We start from the raw sequence: 23,656 nt of genomic DNA on the forward strand, positions 1-23,656 counted from the left end.
CGGGTTCACATCTTCAGTTGTTCGTCCGGTCTCAACCGGCGGGAGCCGAACCGGTGAGAACGCCCGCCTCGCTCCTCCCGGACTCGCAGACGTTGCTCGACCGGCTGTCGGGCACCCTGAGCACCGGTGGCGGCAAGCGCGGGGATGTGGCTCTCCTCGACCGGACGCCGCCCCGGATGATGAGCACGTTTCCGAACGAGGTCGTAACCTGCCGTTCCGCCGACGGCAAGACACGCAAGTTGTTCATCAAGTATGCGGGGGGGCGGGAGCACGATGCGTTCGGACACCGCGGCGGAATCGCCTACGAAGCGGAAGTGTATGCGCGCATTCTCAATTCGTATCCGGACTTCAGGCCAAAGTGCATCGGAACTCAAGCCGGCAGCGGGACGAGAGATGCGTGGCTACTCCTGGAATTTATCGACCGGTCCGTACGGCTGAGCGATGTCAGCGTGAGACAGCGTGTGAGGCAGCCGGCAGCGATGTCGAAGGCGGTGAACTGGATCGGGACATTCCACTCGACGCATGAAACGGACGCCCGGAAGCCGGACCTGTCGTTTCTGGCGTCGTACGACGCCCGTTATTACGGGGGGTGGGCTCTCCGTACGGCTGAGTACGCCGAATCGCTCCTCTCCCGTTTTCCGTGGTTAAGCCGCCTCTGGGAGAGCGGAGACGAATGGTTCAAACCCTTGCTGGCGGCTCCCCGGACGGTCATTCACGGGGAGTTCTACGCGAAGACCGTATTGCTCCGCAGGGATCAGATCTACATTATCGATTGGGAGTCGGCCGCATACGCCCCCGGCGAAATTGACCTCGCCGCATTGACTGAAGGAATTCGTTGGCCTGCCTCGATTGTGCGGCTCTGCGAACGGGAATACCTTCGGGCCCGGTGGCCGGAAGGGCCGCCTTCTCAATTTGAACGGATCCTCGACGCGGCAAGAATGTATCTTCACTTCCGATGGTTGGGGGAACGGCCCGATTGGACGCTGCGCGAAAAATCTTTTTGGCGGTTTGATCAACTCTTCCAAACCGCGCGACGGATGGGGCTCCTGTAAATGGCAGGTCTAAAGCAGATCGTGGGGCGGTGTCGGAGATCTCTCCCGGTCCTATTCTTCTTCCTGCTGATCCTTTCCGGCAGCCTCCGCTCACAGACGATCAGAGGAAAAGTGGTGGTCTCTGCGACAAATCAGCCGGTCGAGGCCGCGAACGCGGTTCTTCAAAAGACCGCCGATAGCTCGCTCGTCACGGGGATGGTGACCGATAAAAATGGAATGTTCGAGTTCAGTCATATCCCTGCGGGAGAGTACGGAATTCAGATCACCCTCCTCGGATACGCGGGAGCCAGAATCGCGCCGGTGAGGGTTACCCCGGCAGACACCCTCATAGACGTCGGGACGATCTCTCTCGCCGAAACGACGCTGGCCCTCGAGGAGGTGACCGTCACTTCCCAAAAGGAGTTGCTCAACCTCGGGATCGACAAGAGAGTCTATAATGTGGGCGAAGACATCCAGAGCAAGTCTATTTCGGCAAGCGACGTGCTTCGCAACGTTCCCTCGGTCGAAGTCGATCTCGACGGGAAGGTCGCACTCCGCGGATCGGGCGACGTTTTAATCATGATCGACGGTAAAACTACGCCAAGCATGGGATCGGGCAAGACGGAAATCTTGCAGCAAATCCCCGCCAGTGCCGTCAGGAAGATCGAGGTGATGACGAACCCTTCCGCGAAATTCAAACCTGACGCGGAGGCGGGAATTATCAACATCGTCCTCAAAAAGGGGAGCGGAGACGGTTTCAACGGCGGCTTGACCGTGAACGCGGGAAATGCCGATCGCTACAATGGGGATCTGAGGGTGGATTACAGCCAGGACGGGCTCAGCATGTACGGGAGCTACAGCCCGCGGCAGGATAACCGCACTCACATCCAGAGCCAGTCGGTCGCGGAAATGAGCGGTTCGACGATCCGCAACTATTACGAACAGGATGACACCTCTACGACCCACAATCTTTCGCACCTGGTCCTGATGGGAGGAGATCTGAGGATTGACGAGTCGAACACGGCGGGAGTCTCCGGAAGTTATGTCCGGCGGGATGCGACCACATTCGGAATGAAAACCACGACGCGCGAAGGGGCGGGGGGAGGAGTCACCCAGCACTCCAGCCGCATTCATAACGGGACTGTCGGAGAGCCCGACTACACTGTGAAGGGCTACCTCAGGCACGAGTTCGACCGCAGCCAGCGGCTCCAGATCGATATTAAGGCGTCGAAGGATCGCAGCCAGGATGTGAGCCGCTTTACGACGGCGACGATGTTTCCCCAACCGTTGCTCACCTATGATAACTCGACAACGACCGAAGTGGGGAAGGAGCTTGAGCTCTCCATCGACTACAATCTGGCGATCGACAGCGTGTCGAAGCTTGAGACGGGTTATTCAGGCGAGCGAAACGTCGACGATTTGGATCTGAACATCACCTATCTGGACACGCTCCGGCAATCGTTCGTCACGGACCCCGCCAGGACGAATCATTTCATTCACAACGAAGCGATCCACGCGGCGTATGCGACGTACGAACGCCGCTTCGGACTATTTGGTTTTAAGGCGGGCCTGCGCGCGGAGCAGGTGTACGGGACTTCCGACCTCACCACCCGGAACACCACGTTCGACAATGATTACTTCAATCTCTATCCAACGTTGCATCTTGCCTACAAATTGAACGAAAGCATGGAGCTCCAATCCAATTACAGCAGGAGAGTCTACCGGCCGCAGGCGGAGGATTTGAATCCGTTCCCGGACTACTCCGATCCGGCTGATCTCTTTGCCGGCAACCCCCGTCTTCTCCCGATTTACACTCATTCGGTGGAGTTTGGCTGCCTGTTTCAGACCGACAGGGTTTCGTTCCTCCCGATGATCTTCTACCGTCACAAGTACAACCGGTTCACAAACGTGACGACGGCGCTCAACGATTCCACGCTCTACACGACGATCGAAAACCTTGGCTCCGATGATGCTGCTGGTCTTGAGTTCGTCCTATCGGGCTCGGTGACCAGCTTCATCTCGACCAACGCAAATGCCGATATTTTTTACAATCAGATCGACGCATCGGCGCTCGGCTTCGCCCCCGTGAAATCGATCGTCACCTGGAGGGGAGCCATGACGTGCGATGTCCGTCTCTCGCCGACGACGCGGGTTCAGCTGAACCCGATATACCGCGCCGCACGGTTGACGCCCGCGGGAGAAGATTCTCCCTACTTCATACTGAATATAGGATTCCGGCAGGATTTCATGGACCGGCGGCTCTCGCTGCTGCTGAGCGCCTCGGACGTGTTCAAGAGCTGGACGAAGGAAACCGACTGGACCTCGGGCGCGCTCTCCGAAAACCAGGTACGCGTCCGGGATTCGAGGATCATTTATTTCGGGCTCACCTATCACCTGGGTGTGCCTTCGAAGAAAACCGAGAAGGAATCCCTCAAGTACGACGATGAAGACTAGCCCCCTAGGTCCAGGGCTCGTCGCCCGAGGGGCCGTAGATCGAGGGTACTTTCGCTCCGACCATTCTCAAATAGATGGAAAACTGTCCACGGTGGTGGATGCTGTCGTTCAGCATCAACCAGAACATGTCGGCGCGGCGAACTTCCCCCATCTGTTTGGGGCCGACCGGGGCGGCGATCTTTGAATTCCAGTCCGACTCGGACATCGCTTCGATTTTGGGGATCACCGAGTTGAAGGTTTTCTCAAACGTATTCAGGAGCTCCGGATACGAAGAGAACTTGGGCATCCCTCCTCCGAATATCACTTTCCCGTTCACAACTCCGTCCGCAATACCGAGTTCGCCGATAAACATCGTCGCCAGGTCCTTCGCAGATTTGGTTTTCTCGGCGTCGGGCTTGAAGTCCGCCTTGTCGGCAGGAAGCTGCTTCAAGATCTTGAGGGTCGTGGCGAATTCCCTCTTCCAGGCATTGACGAATATCTCTTTTTCAGTCATGACGATAACCTTTCATATGATGGGTGGTGTCTCAAGTTGTCATCCTGAGCGAAGCGAAGGATCTCATCGACGACATGTCCAGAGAATCTTGCAAGGGTATCCTATCCGCCTGCTATCGCTCCGATGATCATGAACGGCTCGGTTCCGGAGATCACCGCGTCCGGCAACGGCGCGTCGAGCGGATCGTGTGTGATATCCTCCTGGCAGACGAAATACCTTAGAAACGGCCGCCTTTTTTGTGTCCCGTGATCGCGGATCGTTCCTTTCAGCATCGGGTAGCGCAGTTCCAGCGCGTCGAGAATCGAGCTCACCGTGACGGGGCCCTCCACGTTGAGTTCGACCTCTCCCCCGACATGAGCGAGGGTTCTCAAATGATATGGAAGGGTAACTCTGATCATGCGAGTGTCTGAACCTCGACCGACAAAACCGCCGGAAGATCGCGAACAATCGGAGACCAGTTATTACCGGCATCCGGGGACACGTACACCTGTCCGCCGGTGGTGCCAAAATAGATTCCGCAGGGATCGAGCGTGTCGACGGACATCGAGTCGCGCAGTACGTTCACGTAACAGTCCTTCTGCGGCAGGCCGTTGGTGAGGGCTTCCCACTCGTTCCCGCCCGTCTTGCTCCGGTAAACCCGCAGCTTCCCCTCGAGGGGAAAATGTTCCCCGTCGCTCTTGATCGGGACGACATAGATCGTTTCCGGTTCGTGGGCGTGAACGTCGATGACGAACCCGAAATCCGTCGGAAGGTTTCCGCTCACCTCTTTCCAGGTATCCCCCGCGTCGTCCGATCGCATCACATCCCAGTGTTTCTGCATGAACAGCGTGTTCGGGCGCGACGAGTGCTTCGCGATTCTGTGGACGCAGTGGCCCACCTCGGCGTTGGGGTCGGGGATATACTGGGATACCAATCCCCGGTTGATCGGCTTCCACGATTTCCCTCCGTCGTCTGAACGGAACGCCCCCGCGGCGGAAATTGCAACGTAGATGCGTCCGGGATTTGTCGAGTCGAGAAGGATCGTGTGGAGGCACATTCCACCCGCTCCCGGCTGCCAGTTCGGTCCCGTCCCGTGGCCGCGCAGGCCCGGGAGCTCGTTCCAGTTCTTCCCGCCGTCGGTGGTGCGGAAGATCGCCGCGTCCTCGACGCCCGCATAACAGGTATCCGGGTCTGTGAGAGAGGGCTCGAGATGCCAGACGCGTTTGAATTCCCACGGATGTTGTGTGCCGTCATAAAACTGATGCGTGGTCAGCGGTTTGCCCGTGGCGGCGGATGTGTCGTACACGAATTTGTTGCTCTCGCCCATCGGCATTCCCTGGGGGTTCGTGGTCGGCTCGCCCGGCTTCGTTCCCGGTTGCTCCCACGTCTTGCCTCCGTCGTTCGAGCGCTGGATGATCTGCCCGAACCAGCCGCTCGTCTGCGATGCATAAATTCGGTTCGGATCGGCCGGAGACCCCTTGAGATGGTACATCTCCCAACCGGTAAAATGGGGCCCGTTGACGCTCCAGTTTTGCCGCTTGCCGTCCGACGTTAGAATGAACGCGCCTTTGCGCGTTCCTACCAGGACTCGAACTCCGCTCATATCATATCTCCCATAGATGGTTAACCTGTTGGGTTTGGGGCTGATTCGGTGGCGCCAGAATTGGGTGTTGTTGCCGGTATGACTCGCTCATAATATTAAATAGATTCGGAAAAGTCAAAATCGGGTGCTCCTCTAAACTCCCCCGGGTCGTCATCCCGGCATGCTTCTGGCCGGGATCTTTATTCGCCTTTTGGCAATGACTGCTTTCCATGAATATTCTACGAATTTTTGTGATGATTGGTTCCCTCGTTTTCGGCGGTCATACGAGGGCTCGAATACGCCCCGATTACGGGGAACCAATGCCGGGCTCCGCTGGTTAAGCAAGATACAGCGCGCGGCATTGTAAGCACGTTAACCCCTGATCGCATCGATCAAGTGCGGTGCCTCCCCCCGCAGGATGTACGTAGCGGCTTCCGCCGTCCAGCCGACCAGACCAACCCCGCGCTGAAAATCCCAATCACCTGGCGCGAACACCGACATGACAAACTCCGAAGAGCGAAAATCCCGTGTCCTCCAATACGTCCATGAACACTGGCGAAGCGGAAATCCGCTGAAGCGCATGGCTTCCGACGTCGGCATGGATGCCGGGGACATGGAGCGCGTGTTCAGGGGAGCGACAGGGGTGACGATCAAGCGTTACATCGATGGGCGAAAGAAGGATGAAGTTGTCGATTTGCTCAGGAGCGGGACGAGCCTCGGGTACGAGCTCGGGGGCCGGCTCAAGTTCAGGAACGACGAAGCATTCTACCGCTGGGTGAAACGCGTGTTCGGAATCCCTTTCAAGCTGCTCCGCTGGCGCTGCCGGGAGACTCAATCGGCTGTCCCACTCCACGAAGAAAACCCGGCGACGGCAAACACTCCCCCGAAAACTCCCCCCAAGAAACTGCACCAAAGAATTGCACCAAGAAAGGGCATGTTTATTCGCTTGCATAAGCGGCCGTGACGTGCTACACTTGTTTAGAGGTATGCGGCTCAGGGGAACCTGCCGAATATCATTAACACCGAAAGGGGGTGTTCACGATGCCGGATCAACAGTCGTATAAGATCGGTGACAAGCTGATCTTTCATGATCTCGCTGATGTACCGGAAGGCTCGTGGGTAGTGAGAGAGACGATGTTATTTGTTCGGGCTCAAGCAGGACATTCCATCGTTTCGTGCACACCAATCTCGGGCGCTTCGCTCCCGGGCAACAAGATCCCGGACAGATTCACGTTGGTGTATTCCGGGAATTACAACGTTGAGAAATCGGCGGCGATCGCCGACGCGCTCAACTCGCTGTAGAAATAACGCAACTCACAGCTAACTCAGGCCACACAAACCGGCAGGTTCCCCGCCCCGTGTACGCCTTCAGCCCGCGTGTCATCCTGAGCGCTTGGTTGTCATCCTGAGCACATTCGCTTCGCTCAGTGTAAACTCCGCGAAGGATCTTCTATCCTGTTCGTAGTCCGATAATCAAGATCCTTCGGTCGTTTCACTCCCTCAGGATGACAAACAAGATGAAATCAAAAGGCCGACCCGTCGACCATCCACCAAGACGAGCCGGCCTTTCTCTATCATACCACCTCGTCATGCTGACATGCTCCTGGTCAGCATCTTTCCGAAGCGTAGCTTCGTTAAGATCCCGATACGTACGATGTCGGGATGACGCTCTTAGCGCTCACCTCATCAACAGCATCCTTCTGATCTGCACGAACGCCGCAGGGGGAGGCGATCCCTCTTCCCGTTGGGGCTCAAACTCCAGGCGGTAGAAGTAAACCCCGCTCGGGAGCGCGCCGGGATCGAACTCGACGCTCTGAACCCCCTCATCCAGGGGCTCCGCATCCAGCAATCTCGATACTTCCTGCCCCAGCACATTGAAGACCTTCAGCGACACCGAGCCTGGAACACTGAGCGCGAACGCTATATCGGTCGACGGGTTGAAGGGGTTCGGATAGTTCTGCGCGAGGTACGCCTCTCCCGGGCGCAGGTTCACCTCAGATGCCAGCGATCCGATTGAGGTCGCGCCCTTTCTGCTGAGCGGCACCCTGACTGTGGCGGTGCACGTGGAGCTGTGGTTCGCCCCGTCTGTCACGGTGTAGGTGAGCGTGTAGACCCGGTCGGCGGTGCTCGAGAACCTCTCAGCCCGCAATTGCACCAGGGTGTCGCAGGTCCCGAAGCTCGCACCCTGAATGTCGTGCGGCACGTCGCCTTTGGCAATGCCGCTATCGGGCTCGCTGCTTGTGATCGAGGTGAGAGCACACGTGAGTCCCGGGCAATTGTCGACCGATACCATCTTCACGGAGACATTCTGCAGCTTATGGTTAATCGGCAACAAAACCGACGGACTCACCGTGATCGAGCAGGTCGGCCGCGTCGTATCCGCCACCGTCACGGTGAACGAACAACTTTGCCCGCTCGTCGAGACACAATGCACCTGTGTGGTCCCGATGGGAAAGAACGAGCCCGAGGCCGGAGTCGAAGTCACCGTGCCGCAACTCCCGCTCGTCGTCGGTGGTGGATAATTTACCACCGCGCCGCAACGGCCCGGATCGTTGCTGACGTTGACGTTCGAGGGACATGTCAACACACAATTCCCGCATGGCCCGCCGCCATCCACGCAGGGCGGAAGCGTGTACGTCAACATACGCCCGATCGTGACGCTTCCCGACACATTACACGCATACTGGGAGAAGTTCGGGCCCGTGCCCTGCTGCACCCCGATCGTCGCGTTGCTCCCCCCGCCTGTCACGGTATCATAGACCATCTCGAATTGGGGAGAGTTCTCATGGAACCGCAGTTCAAAGTGGGCCCTTCCATTCCCGGGGAAATACGTTGCGCGCCATTCGATATTGAAAATACGGTCCGGGGTCGCGCCGCTCACCGACGTGAATATGCCGTCGCCCGCATTGATACTCGTCATCAGATCATCCCAATGCGCGAAGACGGCGTTGTTGAATGTCCCGACCGGCAGGCAGATGTTGGAATACTCCGTGCTCGAGCTTGAAAATTGCGCGTTTCCGTTCGAGCTCAGATTGACGGTGCTGAAGGTCGAACCGTAGAGCCGCACCGGAAACGGCAACGAAACCGGCGTGACACAGTCGTCGCAGTGGTTGCCGATGTCTGTCGTGCCCGGAACGATCGACCCCGTCGACGACGTGATGACGTAATTAGCTCCGCCGGAGGAAATCGAAAAATTGATCACATCGGATCCGCCCGCATACGACGTCGTGAGCGTGAGGTTGATGACCGTTCCGCATGCGACGGAGGGCGAAGTGATAACCTGATACGGGACCGCATTCGTCCCCCTCGACCCGGGATTCAGGTCCGGATAGGACTGCGTCCCGTTTGAGATCAAAACGCCCGATGTGGAGGTTGTCAGAGTCCCCGATATCGCGGTTGCGGGGGTCCCGCCGTTATTCTTGATCGTCACATTGAGAAGATTGCATTCGTTGGAATCGATCTGGCCGTTTCCGTTTCCTCCGCTGATCACCGCGGCGTTAAAATCGAGGATGGCCGCGGGCCCGGCCTGGGTGTAGCTTGCGAAGCGGACGTTTGCGTTTTTTCGCGAGGGAACCGCGATGCTATTGTCGCGGTTGTCGCCCCAGGTCGTATAGTAGGAGCTGTTATCTGCTGCCATCTGGTCGTAGTCTCCCATGTAGACGGAGTTCACGACAGGATCGACCCCAAAGACCGGCGGGAAGACCGCGCTGATCCTGAAATTAGGACCGAACGTGATGGAACTTCCCGAGATCGTAGCCGTCGCGCCCCACCTCGCGAGATTCCGGTCGGCGGGATCGTCCCGGTTGTCGTACCAGCTCACCGACAGGCCCGAGCCGTCGGGCTTGACTGAGATCGCCGGCATATACTGGGCGCGCGTGGTGGAATCGTTATTGACCTGTATGGCGGGACTCCACGTTCCTCCGCCGTCGGTCGATTGACGGACGAAGATGTTGCCGTGGTCGACCCCGGCAAGATCGTTATATACTATATAGAGGTTGCCGCTCACCGGGTTGACCACCACCTGCGGGAAGGAATTCGAGCGGAATCCCGCGACGAGCGACAGATCGCCGTTCACTCCGGTTCCGTTCAGCGTGGCGATGGTCGTCGTGCTGCCGAAAGAAACACCCAGGTCGATCGACTTCCGCATCCTGAGGATGTTGGGGGTCCCTCCCCCCGCGCTCTGGTCGAGCCAGAAGACGTAAACCGAATGATCTGTTCCCACGGTCACAAATGCGCCCTGCACGTTGAAAGCCCCCTGGCCTGCGATCAGGATGCCGGTGGATGGAGTGAATGTGTTGCCGTTGTCCGTCGACCGGATGAAACGGATTCCGTCTGTCGCGCCGGAGGAAAACGCCCTCCACACGACATACAGGTTTCCATTGCCGGTGCCGGCGAAGTTGTCGACGGTATTCCAGTCTTTGTCCTGTTCCCCGGTCATGCCCGGGGCGCAATTGACCGGAGGCAGCCATGTTGCGCCGTCGTTATCGGAGCGGAACATCTGCATCCCCGTGCCGGTGAACGCGAGGGTTGAGAGATAGATTCTCCCGGTCGTCGTGTTCCGCGAAAGAACCGGATCGCCCGCATCTCCGCTGTCGGAGGTGGGGAGAGTTCCTCCGTCTGTCCATGAAGAGCCGGCGTTCGCGGAGGTGGAAAAGCCGGTGAACTTCCTCGCTCCGCCGAGGAACGAACCCGAATCATTATATCCCGAGATGACGTCTGATGCGGATCCAAGAACCAGCGCCGTTTCGCTCTGCGTATCCTGCGCCGTCGCGTCAGCTGCCGCACTGTTGACGAGATTGTTTGGAAGAGCCGTCATGGCGCTCCGAAAGCCGCCTCCCTTCACAATTTGACCTGCCGGGCCCGTACCAAAACTTTCTTCAAAACCGACCCCGGTGTTTGCCGCGGGGGAGACCAGGTTTCCCTTCCTGTCGCGCTGCAGTTTCGGCCCGAATTTCGCGATCAAGAGATTCTGGGCGGCGCCTGACAGTTTACTGAATTGAGCGTCATCCGCCCAGAGACGGTAGCGCACCGAGTCGAGCTGGGCAAAAACCGAGCCCTGCGACGCCATTAGAGAACAAAAGAGGACCGCCGGGAGCGTATGCCCCCGCAGGAACAATCGAACAAAACTGTGGTGCATTGGGGACCTCCTTCCTCAGAAGAAATGATGTGGTGAGTGAGTGCATGGGGTAGGGGTTGCATGAGGACGCGCCCCGTTGCGCCCCGTGCTCCGGGAGGATAACAATTTACCCGGAAGTAGTCAAGCGATCTGTATTAATTTTTGTTAATAGGAATTTCTCTTCTGCTCGTCATGCTGACATGCTCCAGGTCAGCATCTTAAAACGCTTTTTTGCCAGTCCTTAGGACGATGCAACATTAGCCGGACTCCCCCGTAAATTAACATATTCACAGACAGGGGGATGTATGCACATAGATGAAAAGATTGTCGGCGAGGTCGCCGTTCTCGGGCTCCGGGGAGCCCTGCTCTTCGACGAGGATGATCGTGTCTTGCAGCAGAAAATCACGAATCTGCATGTCGACGGCATCAACAAGGTGATCCTCAACCTCGGAAAGGTACACCGGATCAACAGCCTGGGTCTGAGCGCGATCGTCGCAGCCGCGAAGGTGTTGCAGAAATATGGCGGGGATATCCGGTTGGCCGAAATCGACCGGGAAATGCATGATATTTTCTGGCAGACTCGGCTGGTGCAGGTGTTTCACACGTACGAGACGGTGGGGAGGGCGATCGCGAGTTTCCAGGCGACCAGTGAAGATCATGCCCCGGTCAAGCGGCTCGTCGACGATGATACCGCGCGTCCCCGCACATACCCGGTTCGGCATTCCGCGGAGTAAGATCCAACCGGCGGTTCAGTTGCAGTTGATCACGGTCAGTGCGTCGGGCGGTTCTCCCTTATGGGAGACCGATTTCGACTCTCCGTCCCGCTCAACGAGGTTCACGAGTATCCAGTAAGAGAAGTAGCACTGGTATTTGGCGAGGCACTCGTGAACTTCCTGCGAGAGCTGCAGACCGGCGGTGTCCCTTGTTAAAACCTTCCTCAGGCTCCCGTACACGTTATCCGATTGACTTGTAAAGAACGTCTGGTGAACTCCGTTCGCCAGACGAATTGCGAGCATGTAGATCCCCGGGCGTGAGGGGACATACATGTCGAGGTGTTCCCTCGTGAGCGGGTAGTAGCCGTTGTGTTCGAGTTCCATCATCTGACCCTCCTTATCGTTCAGGATCAAGATACACATGGAATGCGAAGGAACTGTAACGGCTGGAATATGAAATTGTTAAATGCTATTGTCATCCTGAGCACATTCGCTTCGCTCAGTGTAAACTCCGCGAAGGATCTCCGCACTCTAAACCACCTCCTCGGTAGCGCCTCACTTTGGCCATCGATCTCCCCCCTAGCACGTCATGCTGACATGCTCCTGGTCAGCATCTTTCGACGCTCTTAGAAGGATCCCGGCCTAAAGCATGTTGGAATTATTGCTTTTTATCTCTCTACGCAATAACTTGCCTGCCAAGCCACTTGTAACCGAAAAACCCCGACCTGATAAGCAGAATAGCCGATGGGCAATTTCTCACTTCTCGACGGAAGTATTGTTGGCGTCTATCTCCTCGCGACCATGATCGCGGGGATCATGGTTCGGAAGTACGTCGGAAGCGTCGAGCAGTTCCTGATTGCCGGCCGGGAAATGGATCTCTATTTGGGGATTGCTTCCCTAGCCGCGACCGAGTTCGGCATTGTTACGTGCATGTACACGGCGCAAAACGGATATGAATTCGGATTCGCGGGCGCGACCCCCGGCATCATCACCGCGGTGGCAATGTTCGTCGTTGGCTGGACGGGGTTCTGCGTCAAACCACTACGTGACGCGGGGGTGATGACGATCCCCGAGCTCTTCGAGAAACGATTCGGACCGCGCGTACGCTGGGCTGCCGGAGTCGTGATTGTTCTCGGAGGATTACTCAATATGGGAGTCTTTCTTCGCACGGGGGGAGAATTCCTCATCCTGGTGACAGGCTTCGACGTCAGATATCTCGAAATCACGATGACCGTGTTGCTTCTCGCAGTTGCCGTGTACACCATTCTTGGAGGAATGCTCTCCGTCCTCATAACTGATTTTCTCCAATTCATCGTCATGAGCGCCGGACTCATCCTCGTAACGGTCCTGATTCTCGTAAAGGTCGGATGGGGTCACCTGGTTGGTGCGGTGACCGCACAATATGGCGAAGGGGGGTTCAACCCGTTCATCCATCCCAAAATGGGTTGGGAGTACGTGCTCTTCAATGTGTTTCTGAACCTCGCCGCAGTGCTGACGTGGCAGACAACGATCGCCCGCCTCCTGGCTGCGAAGGATACGAAGACCGGATTGGGCGTGTACAAGGGTACCAGTTTCTTCTTTGTGTGCCGATTCCTCATCCCGGGCATCTGGGGGATCGGCGCGCTCGCGACCCTCTCTCCGGAAACAATCGGCGGAAACACCCTCCACGCGATGCCGATGTTTCTCAGCACAATCGTGCCGGTTGGGTTGATGGGAGTTCTCGTTGCGGCGATGCTTGCCGCGGATATGTCGACCGATTCCTCCTACATGATCACCTGGAGCAGTGTGATCTATAACGACATCCTGGCCCCGTTTCGAAAAGAGAAATGGTCTGAGAAACGGGGAATCTTTTGGAATCGTACGATCGTCGCTCTCATCGGCATCTTTCTTCTCTTGTACGGACTCTGGTATCCCCTGCGGGGTGATCTCTGGACATATCTCGGAGTGACGGGAACGATTTATCTTGCGAGCATGTCAGTCTTGCTCATCTCGTGCTGTTATTGGAAACGCGCGAACAGCTGGGGCGCGACAGCTGCAATTGCGATGGGAGCGATCATCCCGGTTTCATTCCTGGTCATGCAGCAGTTGGGCTCGACAAGAGAGCTTGCAGAGTCGATTGGACCCTATTATTCAGGCATCGCCGCGTACGTTCTTACCGCCGGTGCGATGATCGTGGGCTCCCTGGCAAAACCCCGAACCACTCTCGTGAGGACATAACGGAATGATCGCTGAACACTGGTTCTGGTGGCTTCTGACAATGGCGTGCGTCGCCTGGTACTCGACCATCACGATCTATGTTGCGGTGAAGGGTCTGAAGGACATAAGGGGCATGCTGCGCCGGTTGTCAGTCAAAAACGAGGAGCGAACTCCGAACGGAGCCAGCGAAGGAAATTTTCAACCGTGATGCCGGTATGAGCGCTCTCAATCACCTCACGATTTCGACCCCCGGAAGGATCTGTCTGTTCGGAGAGCATCAGGATTACCTCCATTTGCCCGTTATCCCCGCCGCCATTTCCCTGCGCATCATGATTGAAGGGACCCGGAGGCAGGATCAATCCGTGCGGATCCGGTTGCCCGATATCGGCTCAGAAGAGGAGTTCTCCCTCGTCGGACCGCTGGTGTACACGCGTGAACGGGATTATTTTCGCAGTGCCGTGAATGTTCTGCGCCGGGCGGGGCTCACGTTTGCGGCCGGTTTCGACTGCATCGTTCGGGGTAACATCCCGATCAATGCCGGAACATCAAGTTCCTCGGCCCTCGTCGTGAGCTGGGTGAATTTTCTCGCACGGATGAGCGATCAGAGGCAAACACTCCCCGCGGAGCAGTGCGCGCGATACGCCGTGGAGGCGGAGGTGCTCGAATTTCACGAACCCGGGGGGATGATGGACCAGTATTCGACCGCGTCCGGCGGGCTTCTCTTCATCGGCTTTCATCCCGGGGTGTCAGTCGAACGGATCGACGCGAAACTCAGGACGTTTGTCCTCGGCGATTCCGGTGAAGCAAAAAACACCAAACAGATTTTGGCGCGGGTGAAGAACCGGGTGCTCGATATTGTGAGTCGACTTTCAAAAGACTCTCCGGGCTTCTCGTTGCACACGCTCACTGCGGATCGGCTGGATGAGTGGAAAGATGCGCTCGGTTGTGAGCAATTCGACCTGCTCACCGGGACTGTTCGTAACCATATGATTACACTTGAGGCGAGACAACTTCTCGCGAAGCAGCCTCTCGATCATCGGCGGCTCGGCGGTTTGCTCAGCAACCATCAGGTCGTGCTGCGGGACGTGCTGAAGATATCCACACCCAAAATTGACGCAATGCTCGATGCTGCCCTCGACGCGGGCGCCTATGGAGGTAAGATCAACGGCTCGGGGGGAGGCGGGTGTATGTTTGCGTATGCGCCGGAGCAACCCGAGATCGTGGCTGAGGCAATAAGGCGGGCCGGCGGCACAGCCTATATCATTTCGGTCGATGCCGGCACGCGTGTCGATGCCGAGGATTAGAATCGTTCATGGACCCTCATAGCGTCAGAGGACGAACTTCATCAAGAATGAAGGAGATTGGCGTGCGCATTGTTGCTTTCCTGTTATTGTTGCTCGTTACCGTGCCGAATCATCGTCTGCGCTCTCAAACGTTTACAATCGGGGACAGCGCCTTTTTATTGGACGGCAAGCCGTTTCAGATACGCTCGGGTGAGATGCACGCCGCGCGAATCCCCCCGGAGTACTGGCGCCACCGTCTGCAAATGGTTCACGCCATGGGCTGCAACACGGTCTGCGCGTACCTTTTTTGGAATATGCACGAGCCTCAACCGGGAATGTTCGACTTCACCGGCCCGGCGAATGCGGCCGAATACTGCCGCATAGCCCGGGACGAAGGCCTGAAGGTCATCCTCCGTCCGGGGCCGTACTCCTGTGCCGAATGGGAGTTCGGGGGTCTGCCATCCTGGCTTCTGAAGTATTCCGATATCAAAGTGCGCACCCGGGATGCCCGATATCTTGACGCCGTCCGCCGCTATTTCATTGAAGTAGGCAAACAACTTTCTCCGCTTCAGATCACGCACGGCGGCCCCATCATTATGGTGCAGGTCGAAAACGAATACGGCAGTTACGGAAGTGACCGCGAATATATCGGATCGGTGCGGGACTATCTCAAGGAAGCCGGCTTTGATGTCCCATTCTTCACGTGCGACGGCGCGAGCCAGCTTCCCAACGACACGCGACCCGAGATTTTCTCTGTTGTCAATTTCGGCGACGACCCGAAAGGCAGTTTTGAATCTCTCCGCAAAATCCGGCCCTTGGGTCCGCTCATGTGCGGCGAGTACTACCCGGGATGGTTTGATTCCTGGGGGAAACAACATCACACGGGCTCGACGGAGAATGTTCTCAACGATCTCCGTTACATGCTCGAGAATAATGCCTCGTTCAGCATCTACATGGTCCACGGGGGGACAAGCTTTGGGTTCTCGGCAGGCGCCAACAGTCCGCCCTTCCTGCCTCAGTGCACGAGCTATGATTACGACGCGCCGATTGACGAGATGGGACGCTCCACACCAAAGTATCAGGCCATCCGGGAGCTTTTCGCGAAACATCTCCTGCCGGGAGAGTCTCTCCCCGATATTCCGCCACCGAATCCGGTGATTGGAGTACCTCCGGTCGAGCTGAACGAGAGCGCCGGACTCTTCGCCAATCTCGGGCCCGGTCATCGGGTCGGGACTCCGTTGCCCATGGAAATGTTCGACCAAATCACCGGCTGCATACTCTATCGTACCCGTCTGGAGGCCGGATCAGGCGGAGCGCTGAAAATCAAAGAGGCACACGACATCGCGCGAATCTTCGTAGACGGAAAACGGGTTGGCACACTCGATCGGCGGTACAAGAAGAAGACCCCTCTTGCCATCGGTCCGTTCACGAGTGAAGTCACGCTGGATATTCTCGTGGAGGCGATGGGTCGCGTGAATTATGGCAAAGACATTCATGACCGGAAGGGTATTACAGAGAAGGTCGAGCTATTCGATGGTAAGACAACCCGCGAGCTGACGGGTTGGGAAGTCTACACGCTCCCGCTTGATCGCCAGATGCTCGGGGGCTTGAAATTCTCTTCTCAGACAATTCCCGGACCCGCCTTTCATCGCGGGGTTTTCAAGCTCAAAAAGCCCGGCGACACTTTTCTCGACATGCACGGCTGGGGAAAGGGGAATGTGTGGGTGAATGGGCATCATCTCGGAAGATTCTGGCACATCGGGCCTCAGCAAACGCTTTATCTTCCGGGGGTCTGGTTGAAGGAAGGTGACAATGAGATCGTTGCCCTGGAGTTGGAAGAGAATCAGGAGAGAACAATCGCGGGTTTGACTGAGCCGATTCTCAACCGGGTGGAGACAGATGAATCGGCGCCACCAATGCCAGTCCGCCCTCACGGCGTTCTCCGGCTCCTTTCAGAGGATCTTGTGAAACGGGGGTCCTTCCCGGATGGATCTTCGCATTCGGATTTCACGTTCACACCCGTCACCTGCCGGTTTATTTGCCTTCAGTCTCTCTCCTCGCAACGGAACGATCCATTTGCTTCCGTCAGTGAGCTCTACGTCCTGGATACAGAGCATCGGCCGTTGCAGCGCGACAAGTGGAGCGTTGAGTTTGTGGACAGTGAAGAACTTGAAGGTGAAGACGGCCGGGCGGAAAATGTGTTCGATGATGACGCGGAAACGATCTGGCATTCACAGTGGTCTGCAAGCAAACCGCAGCATCCCCATTCGTTGGTGATCGACCTTGGAGAATCACAAACCGTTTGCGGGTTCCGGTATGTTCCCCGTCCCACGAACAGCCCGGGAAGAATCAAAGAATTCAAATTCTATGCCCGCCCGAAGCCGTTCGAGATCGACAAGTAGTGCAGCCGCTGTTGGGGCGGCTCCTTTGTGCAACAGCAATACAATGAATCTGAGGATGGTCTCATTTTGTCATCCTGAGCGAAGCGAAGGATCTCTCAGATCGTCGTGTGGAGATCCTTCGCTCCACTCCGTTCCGCTCAGGATGACATATTCGGTGAAAATAAGCCCCCACCAATCTTGAGGAACGATATGAACATGGCGCATCCTGCAGGTTCAATGTCTCTGAACGCGAGATTCCGGATGATTCTCATTGCGACGCTCATCCTGCTGTTCTTGAATTCTCCGGCAATAGGACAAACCGTAAAATCTGACAGACGTGTGCAGGGAAGCAAAATCACCTTCACACTCTCAAATGACAAGGTCGAATACTCGCTCCTGGTTGATTCGAACAGGATCATTTCGGATAAGCTCGTCGCACAGCCATCCTGGTCCAAACGGTATGGCGCAGTCTCCTCGCCGATTGAAACGGATGCAGATTTTAGTCTGGAGGTGATGTGGACCGATTGGCAGGCTCCGAAAAAGATTAATAACGCTGAAAACCCGGTCGTGTTCACGAAGTCTGATTTTCGAGTCGATAAGTATGAGTTCACAGATCTTGAGAACGGGGTCAAGCAACTGACACTTTCCCTCCAGGGGAAAGATATTCCGGTTCTTCTGGGAGTTCTCCTTCAGCTCGATCCCAAATCATTCTATGTCCGAAGAAAAGTCACAATCTCCGATACGGCCGGGGCGGGACATTTTCTCCAACGAATTGCTCCGATCGACGCCGATGTGAACGGCAAGCCTTCTGTAATGAAGAGCGGCGGATTCGGGCAGCCGGTTGCACTCGGGTTCGGGAAGAGCGGAGGGTTCTTCGGATTGGAATACCCGGCATCTGATAATTCAATTACGACAGGCCAACACCGCCCGCATGTCCGCTGCATGGAGGAAATTGGCGAGAAGATCGATTCACGGGGAGTCGAAAGTGAATGGGTGGTCGAGGGGGTGGCGCCCGATGAAAACGTCAAACTCTGGTTCATGCGCTATGTCGATGACATCCGTGTTGCCCCGCTGAGGCCCTACACGCTCTATAACAGCTGGTACGATTTGCGTTCGCCCGAGTATCCGAAAGTTCCCGAACAAAATGTCATGAATGAGAAGAATATCTTCCGGATCATAGACCTCATCCGGAAGAACATGATCGAAAAGCATGACATCCAACTCGACGCGTTCGTTCTGGACGACGGATGGGACGTCTACGAAAGTGACTGGGTGCTGCGGGAAAAGATGTTCCCCCGCGGGCTGAAACCGATCTCCGATGAACTGAAGAAAACAAATACCGGATTGGGGCTTTGGCTTGGCCCGACCGGTGGATATTCATTCCGGATGAAACGGATTGATTGGATGAAGAGCCGCGGTTATGAGGTTGTCGGCCATACCCGAAACACCGCGATGATGTGTCTTGGCGGTACAAAGTACGGTGAGCTATTTAGGAAACGCACGGTGGATTTCGTCGCGAAGGAGGGTGTCTCATTTTTCAAGTGGGATGGCATTCAATTCTCATGCAGCGAACCGGATCACGGGCATCCTGTAGGCATTTATTCAAGACGGGCCGTGATGGAATCGCTCATCGACAAGGTCCGGGCGGTCCGCGAAAAGAATCCAAACGTCTTTCTCAATATTACCTCCGGGACATGGCTCAGTCCCTGGTGGGTGAAATACGCAAACCAAATCTGGATGCAGGGACAGGATTACGGATATGCCGATGTCCCGTCAATCAGCCCGCGCGACGCGGCCATTACCTACCGCGATTTTGTCCTCTACGATGATTTCAATAATCAGAACATGTGGTTTCCGATCGCAAACCTCATGACCCACGGGATTATCAAGGGGAATCTTGAAATGCTGGGTGGCCGCGAGGAGCCCCTTGATAAATTCACGAATGAGGCGCTCCTCTATTTCGCCCGGGGTGTCTCCATGTGGGAATTGTATATTTCACCGGACATACTCACGGACGGCGAGTGGAACGCAATGAGCGAGGCGATGCATTGGGCACGGGACCGTTTTCCGATTCTCTCGACAACCGAAATGGTCGGTGGTGATCCCACTAAGGGTGCGACATACGGATATGCTCATTTCAGAGGAGTGAAAGGAATCATCGCCGCCCGTAACCCCTCGATCGAACCCCGGCCGCTTCGGGTCACATTATCATCTTCGCTCGGACTCGACCCGTCGGCTTCGTCTCTCGTCCTGGAAAGAGTGTATCCTACCAGGTGGGTCTCTCCAAAGCTTTACAAAGCAGGCTCGGTCGTCGATTTGGCCCTCGACGGGTACGAAACCGCGATTTATGAACTATATCCCCTCGCTGAAGCCACCTGGCCTCTGGTCGCCGGCGTCCCGTTCGATGTTGTGAAAAGTGACGCCGACGGAGAGCATGTCTCGATCTACGGCACGAACCGTGACGCGGCCGTATTGAATGGGGACAAGATCAAAGGAACGCTTGTCAATAATAGGGAGGAAAGTATGGGTGCTGTTCTTAAGAAACACCTGAAGCGACCCGAGCCCCTCAACACATCGTCGCTGAGGTTCAAAACAAACAAGAATGAGATCGACGCAGAGTATACGTTGGACCCTTCAGTTCGTGAAGGACTGCTTTCGATTCTTCTCACCCCCTCACCCGGCGGTGCGGCCGCAAGACCCCCTCAAGTTCAGATCTCAATTGACGGAGCAAGCGATACCGCTAAGTTCGAGAAGGGTGAAAGCGCCTCAACGTGGTACACCTGTAAGGTCCAGGCAGGAAGACACACCACGAAGATTACAGTACTCTCGAGGGATCAGAGTCAGACGTGGTCCGGCCACGCTTCGGTATGGATGATTTGTCAGCAGCAGCAAGAAGGAATTGATATAACATTCAAACCGTTGACCTCGTTTACAAAACGGCCGATGCCGCCGCGTCCTTTCCCCCTTGGAGTTGTTGCAAAAAACATCAAACTTGGGGAAGCTGAGCTGGGAGGTTCTCGGACCGGCCCGCCCTTGAATAAGAGGTAATCCGCGATTAACTATAGAATCCGCAAAGCGACCCTGGCCGATTGCCCCGCAATCGAGGAGCTCATCGGACTTTCCGCCCGGGGCCTCGGCACAGAAGATTACACTCCCGAACAGATGGAAGTGGCTCTCAAAGGCGTGTTCGGAGTCGACACCGATTTAATCCGGGATGGCACCTATTTCGTCGCGGAGACCGACGAGGCTCTGGTCGGATGCGGCGGATGGAGCCATAGAAAGAAACTCTTCGGCGGGGATAGCTACCCAGACCGGGAGCCGGAGGAACTCGACCCACGAACCGATTCCGCAAGAATCCGGGCTTTCTTCGTCCACCCTTCATGGGCGAGGAAAGGGATCGGACGGGCGATTCTCGCGCTCTGCGAAACCGAGGCCCTCGCCAGGGGGTTCAGATCAATGGAGCTGATGGCTACCCTTCCCGGCATTAGGCTTTATGCGGCCCTCGGTTTCGAAGGCTCGGACCGCATCAGTTATCAACTCTCCCCCGGCCTCACGATGGAGATGCTTCCCATGAAAAAGATCCTGAAGCCGTGAAAAGGCCCCCGCGTTCAACGGGGGCCTCCTTGTTTCAGAATCTGTACGTCAGGGAAGCGTTGTAAAATCTCCCCAACTGGCTGAAATGCACCCCGTCGTACGTCGTGATCTGGTAGCGCCCGTTGAACGTGATGAGATTGGTCTGGACTTTCACCTGAGCGGGGTCGTTCAAGATCGCCTGACCTGCGGCATTGAGCGCCTCATATTTCCATTCGGGGAGAATGTCAAAAATGTTATTGACGTTCGCCGACAGGTTGATGTTATTGAACAGGTCGTACGAAATTGCGAAATCGCTTACCACTTTCGGGTTGAACACAGTCTTTAGATTTGGATCCAACCCGGCTTGCCTGAACTCGGTGGTTCCAAAATAGGTTTCGTTCACATTCAGATTCCATTTATCGATCTGATATGTCACGGTGCCCACGATTTTCGCCTTGGGACGGGAAGTAAAGAATAACGCTTCCTGCGTGGGGCCGATCACGTCCGTTCCTTTCACCTGCAGGATTCCGCTGGTCCTTTCATTTTTTAGATTAAAATTCCCGGCTATAGAGAACCCCAACAGGCCGCCGACGTCTATATTCTTGATATCGAGAACCGCGTCAAGGCCCTGCGTTTTTGTGTCGATCGAATTCGTAAAGAATTCAACCTGGGAATTCGTAACTGTATCGGTGGTAACTCTGTCGCTGATGACAATTCTGTTCGAGAGTTCGATGTTATAAAAGTCGAATGTTAGATTGATATCGTCCGTAAGCCTGGCCCCCAGGCCCACCGTAAGATTCTTTGATTCTTCGGCTTTCAGCGGTTTCACCCCGAGCAGTCTTGCCTGCGGGGAGACATTGTTCACCAGGCCGATTGATTGGATTCCCTTCCCCGGAACAAAACTGTATTGCACCCGTTGAGTGTAGATCTGTTGCAGCGTCGGCGCCCTGAACCCTGTCGAATAGGATCCTCTCAGGGTGAGTTTGTCTTCCAGAGTCTTGAACCGCGAACTGACTTTATACACGAATGCATTGCCGAAATCGCTGTACCATTCATTTCGGACCGTCCCGGAGAGTAGGAAGTATTTTGTTACATCCCATCCGGCGTCAAAGTACCCGCCGAAATTATAACGATTGAATATCCCGGAATTCTCGGGCCTGTTCCCGGCATATGAATCTGCTCCGAGTCCGTCCCAGGAGGCCTTGTCGCCCGGCACGATTTCGTAGGTTTCGTTTCTGAATTCCGACCCGATGCCGATGTTGAATTCATTTGTCACCGCCTTGGCGACATCGAGATTCCAAACCTGGTGTGAGAATTTTGAGCCGCCCGGTTTGAAATTGATCGGGCTGTTTTCCCTGTACAGATCGATCCCGGTGCTGTCTTTCAGATCGGATCGGTTTTGAGAGTTCAATACCGCATAATCCTGGCTGTTAAATCCAAGGGTGAAGCTCGCATCGTAATCCCAGCCGTTTTTTCTTGACTTAAAACCGACCGTCGCGTTGTAATCGACCAGGTCTCCGTCAAACGTGGGAATATATCCTTTATAAGCCGCCGAATCCCCGCCGGCAAAGAAATCCTTCAGATACGGATAATCCGAGAGATTCCTCCAATACGGCGTTCTGTAATTGGCGTAGGAGTTTACTCTCTTGTAGGTATAAAGTCCGTTGAAATAAATATCCGTGTTTTCAGACAGGTTCACTCCGCTGTTGACAAGGTATTTTGCCGCCGATGTCGTGGGCGAGGAGTTTCTATTGCCCGCATATTTGTCGTATGCCAGGAAATTCCTGATATAGTTGAGATCGTACCCTCTCCCCGGATCCCCAAAGTCCGCAAATTCGCCGTCGGCGTCGACGATTCCCGAACGCCGCGCTTCATTGACTCTTGACATGTCGATCGTGTAGTTGAAAAAGCCCTTGTTATCGAAAATGGAGGTGCCGTTGTTCACCGCAACCCCCACATGCGCGCCGTCTCCGGCGTCGGTGATGCCCGAACTGAATGTCGAATACCCGCCTTCCGTGTTATCTTTTAACACGATGTTGACGACGCCGGCAATGGCATCGGAACCGTATTGGGCCGATGCGCCGTCTCTCAATATTTCCACGCGTTGAATTGCGTCCACCGGAATGGCAGAAATGTCCACGGCTGATTCACCGCGGCTCGGAGAAGTTTGTGTATACACGAGTGCGCTGATGTTTTTCCGTTTGCCGTTTATGAGAATCAATGTCCTGCTGACTCCCATATTCCTGATCTCCCACGGGTCCAACAACGCTGTCGCATCGTTCACGGGAGTCTGGGCCGTGTTGAATGAAGGAACACGATATTGAAGAATCTTGTCAAACGAGTTCTGTCCGGTGTGGGATATTTCCTGGTAGGAAAAAACGTCGACCGGCAGCGGAGAATCTGTAACGGTCCTTTGAGTGGCCCTCGCGCCGACGACCACCACGACCTCCGGCTGCTTCACCTCCTGCGTCATGAGCTCGACATTGACCACCTTCTCCTCGTTTTCGCTCAGCGAAACCGGGATGGTTTTGGTTTCGTGCCCCACGCTGGAGAAAACAATGTCGTAAGTCCCGGGAGCCAACTTGAGCGCGTACTTTCCGCTCGCATCCGTTGAAGTTCCCGAGGTTGTCCCCTTCACGACAGACGGCGCCGCAACTTTCACAATCACATTTGCACCGGAGAGGGGTTGTCCCTCGCTGGTGACTGTTCCGGTCACGGTTTGTGCCATGAGGCCCGCCGGCAAGAGGAGCAGGAGAATGGCAAGGAGCTTGCTCGCACGTTGGTTATTCATACGTCCTCCAAATGAGTTGTGGTTACATATGAATGATGGTGATTGCAATCTCGTGTAGGATAAC

Annotated in this window: 17 protein-coding genes; 11 read left to right on the forward strand and 6 right to left on the reverse strand. The window is 55.9% G+C overall.

Annotated elements, in window-relative coordinates; translation table 11 throughout:
• Positions 1–53: 53 nt before the first annotated feature.
• Together VI215_08470 and VI215_08475 are read left to right on the forward strand one after the other, a co-directional pair.
• Complete coding sequence (locus tag VI215_08470; protein ID HEY6192340.1) at positions 54–1,052, forward strand: hypothetical protein; 999 nt, start codon at positions 54–56, stop codon at positions 1,050–1,052.
• Complete coding sequence (locus tag VI215_08475) at positions 1,053–3,485, forward strand: TonB-dependent receptor (GenBank protein ID HEY6192341.1); 2,433 nt, start codon at positions 1,053–1,055, stop codon at positions 3,483–3,485.
• A 4-nt stretch (positions 3,486–3,489) separates the two neighbouring features.
• On the opposite strand, the gene VI215_08480 is transcribed toward VI215_08475, so the two are convergent.
• The 3 genes from VI215_08480 to VI215_08490 form a co-directional block, all read right to left on the reverse strand.
• A complete protein-coding gene (locus VI215_08480) occupies positions 3,490–3,978 on the reverse strand; it encodes a DinB family protein (protein ID HEY6192342.1) in 489 nt (162 codons plus the stop codon).
• 101 nt (positions 3,979–4,079) lie between these two features.
• Complete coding sequence (locus VI215_08485) at positions 4,080–4,376, reverse strand: MoaD/ThiS family protein (protein HEY6192343.1); 297 nt, start codon at positions 4,374–4,376, stop codon at positions 4,080–4,082.
• Positions 4,373–5,560 (reverse strand): sialidase family protein, encoded by a 1,188-nt coding sequence (locus VI215_08490; protein HEY6192344.1) that lies wholly within the window; start codon positions 5,558–5,560, stop codon positions 4,373–4,375. Before VI215_08490 ends, VI215_08485 begins: the two co-directional genes overlap by 4 nt.
• A gap of 478 nt (positions 5,561–6,038) precedes the next feature.
• Between VI215_08490 and VI215_08495 the strand changes: the two genes are divergently transcribed.
• Together VI215_08495 and VI215_08500 are read left to right on the forward strand one after the other, a co-directional pair.
• Positions 6,039–6,503 (forward strand): AraC family transcriptional regulator, encoded by a 465-nt coding sequence (locus VI215_08495; GenBank protein HEY6192345.1) that lies wholly within the window; start codon positions 6,039–6,041, stop codon positions 6,501–6,503.
• A 77-nt stretch (positions 6,504–6,580) separates the two neighbouring features.
• Positions 6,581–6,841 carry a hypothetical protein gene (locus tag VI215_08500; protein ID HEY6192346.1) on the forward strand — a complete coding sequence of 87 codons (261 nt, stop codon included), beginning with the start codon at positions 6,581–6,583 and terminating at the stop codon, positions 6,839–6,841.
• 376 nt (positions 6,842–7,217) lie between these two features.
• On the opposite strand, the gene VI215_08505 is transcribed toward VI215_08500, so the two are convergent.
• Positions 7,218–10,676, reverse strand: coding sequence for a T9SS type A sorting domain-containing protein (locus tag VI215_08505; protein ID HEY6192347.1), 3,459 nt, complete (start codon positions 10,674–10,676; stop codon positions 7,218–7,220).
• 284 nt (positions 10,677–10,960) lie between these two features.
• Between VI215_08505 and VI215_08510 the strand changes: the two genes are divergently transcribed.
• A complete protein-coding gene (locus VI215_08510) occupies positions 10,961–11,389 on the forward strand; it encodes an STAS domain-containing protein (protein HEY6192348.1) in 429 nt (142 codons plus the stop codon).
• A 15-nt stretch (positions 11,390–11,404) separates the two neighbouring features.
• Here the strand turns inward: VI215_08510 and VI215_08515 are convergent, their stop codons facing one another.
• Complete coding sequence (locus VI215_08515) at positions 11,405–11,752, reverse strand: hypothetical protein (protein HEY6192349.1); 348 nt, start codon at positions 11,750–11,752, stop codon at positions 11,405–11,407.
• A 360-nt stretch (positions 11,753–12,112) separates the two neighbouring features.
• Between VI215_08515 and VI215_08520 the strand changes: the two genes are divergently transcribed.
• The 6 genes from VI215_08520 (at position 12,113) to VI215_08545 (ending at position 20,822) form a co-directional block, all read left to right on the forward strand.
• A complete protein-coding gene (locus tag VI215_08520) occupies positions 12,113–13,585 on the forward strand; it encodes a sodium:solute symporter family protein (protein HEY6192350.1) in 1,473 nt (490 codons plus the stop codon).
• Positions 13,586–13,589: 4 nt separating this feature from the next.
• Positions 13,590–13,772: a hypothetical protein gene (locus VI215_08525; GenBank protein HEY6192351.1), complete on the forward strand. Its 183-nt coding sequence runs from the start codon at positions 13,590–13,592 to the stop codon at positions 13,770–13,772.
• A gap of 7 nt (positions 13,773–13,779) precedes the next feature.
• Positions 13,780–14,868, forward strand: coding sequence for a galactokinase family protein (locus VI215_08530; protein HEY6192352.1), 1,089 nt, complete (start codon positions 13,780–13,782; stop codon positions 14,866–14,868).
• 62 nt (positions 14,869–14,930) lie between these two features.
• On the forward strand, positions 14,931–17,249 hold the full coding sequence (locus tag VI215_08535; protein HEY6192353.1) for a beta-galactosidase: 2,319 nt from the start codon (positions 14,931–14,933) through the stop codon (positions 17,247–17,249).
• Between the two features lie 1,128 nt (positions 17,250–18,377).
• A complete protein-coding gene (locus VI215_08540) occupies positions 18,378–20,276 on the forward strand; it encodes an alpha-galactosidase (GenBank protein HEY6192354.1) in 1,899 nt (632 codons plus the stop codon).
• Positions 20,277–20,390: 114 nt separating this feature from the next.
• Positions 20,391–20,822, forward strand: a complete 432-nt coding sequence (locus VI215_08545) for a GNAT family N-acetyltransferase (protein HEY6192355.1) — start codon at positions 20,391–20,393, stop codon at positions 20,820–20,822.
• A gap of 34 nt (positions 20,823–20,856) precedes the next feature.
• Here VI215_08545 and VI215_08550 read toward each other — a convergent pair whose 3' ends face one another.
• Positions 20,857–23,592: a TonB-dependent receptor gene (locus VI215_08550; protein HEY6192356.1), complete on the reverse strand. Its 2,736-nt coding sequence runs from the start codon at positions 23,590–23,592 to the stop codon at positions 20,857–20,859.
• Between the last annotated feature and the right edge of the window lie 64 nt (positions 23,593–23,656).

Source organism: Bacteroidota bacterium (assembly GCA_036522515.1).
In the GTDB taxonomy this organism is placed as follows: domain Bacteria; phylum Bacteroidota; class Ignavibacteria; order UBA10030; family SZUA-254; genus VBOC01.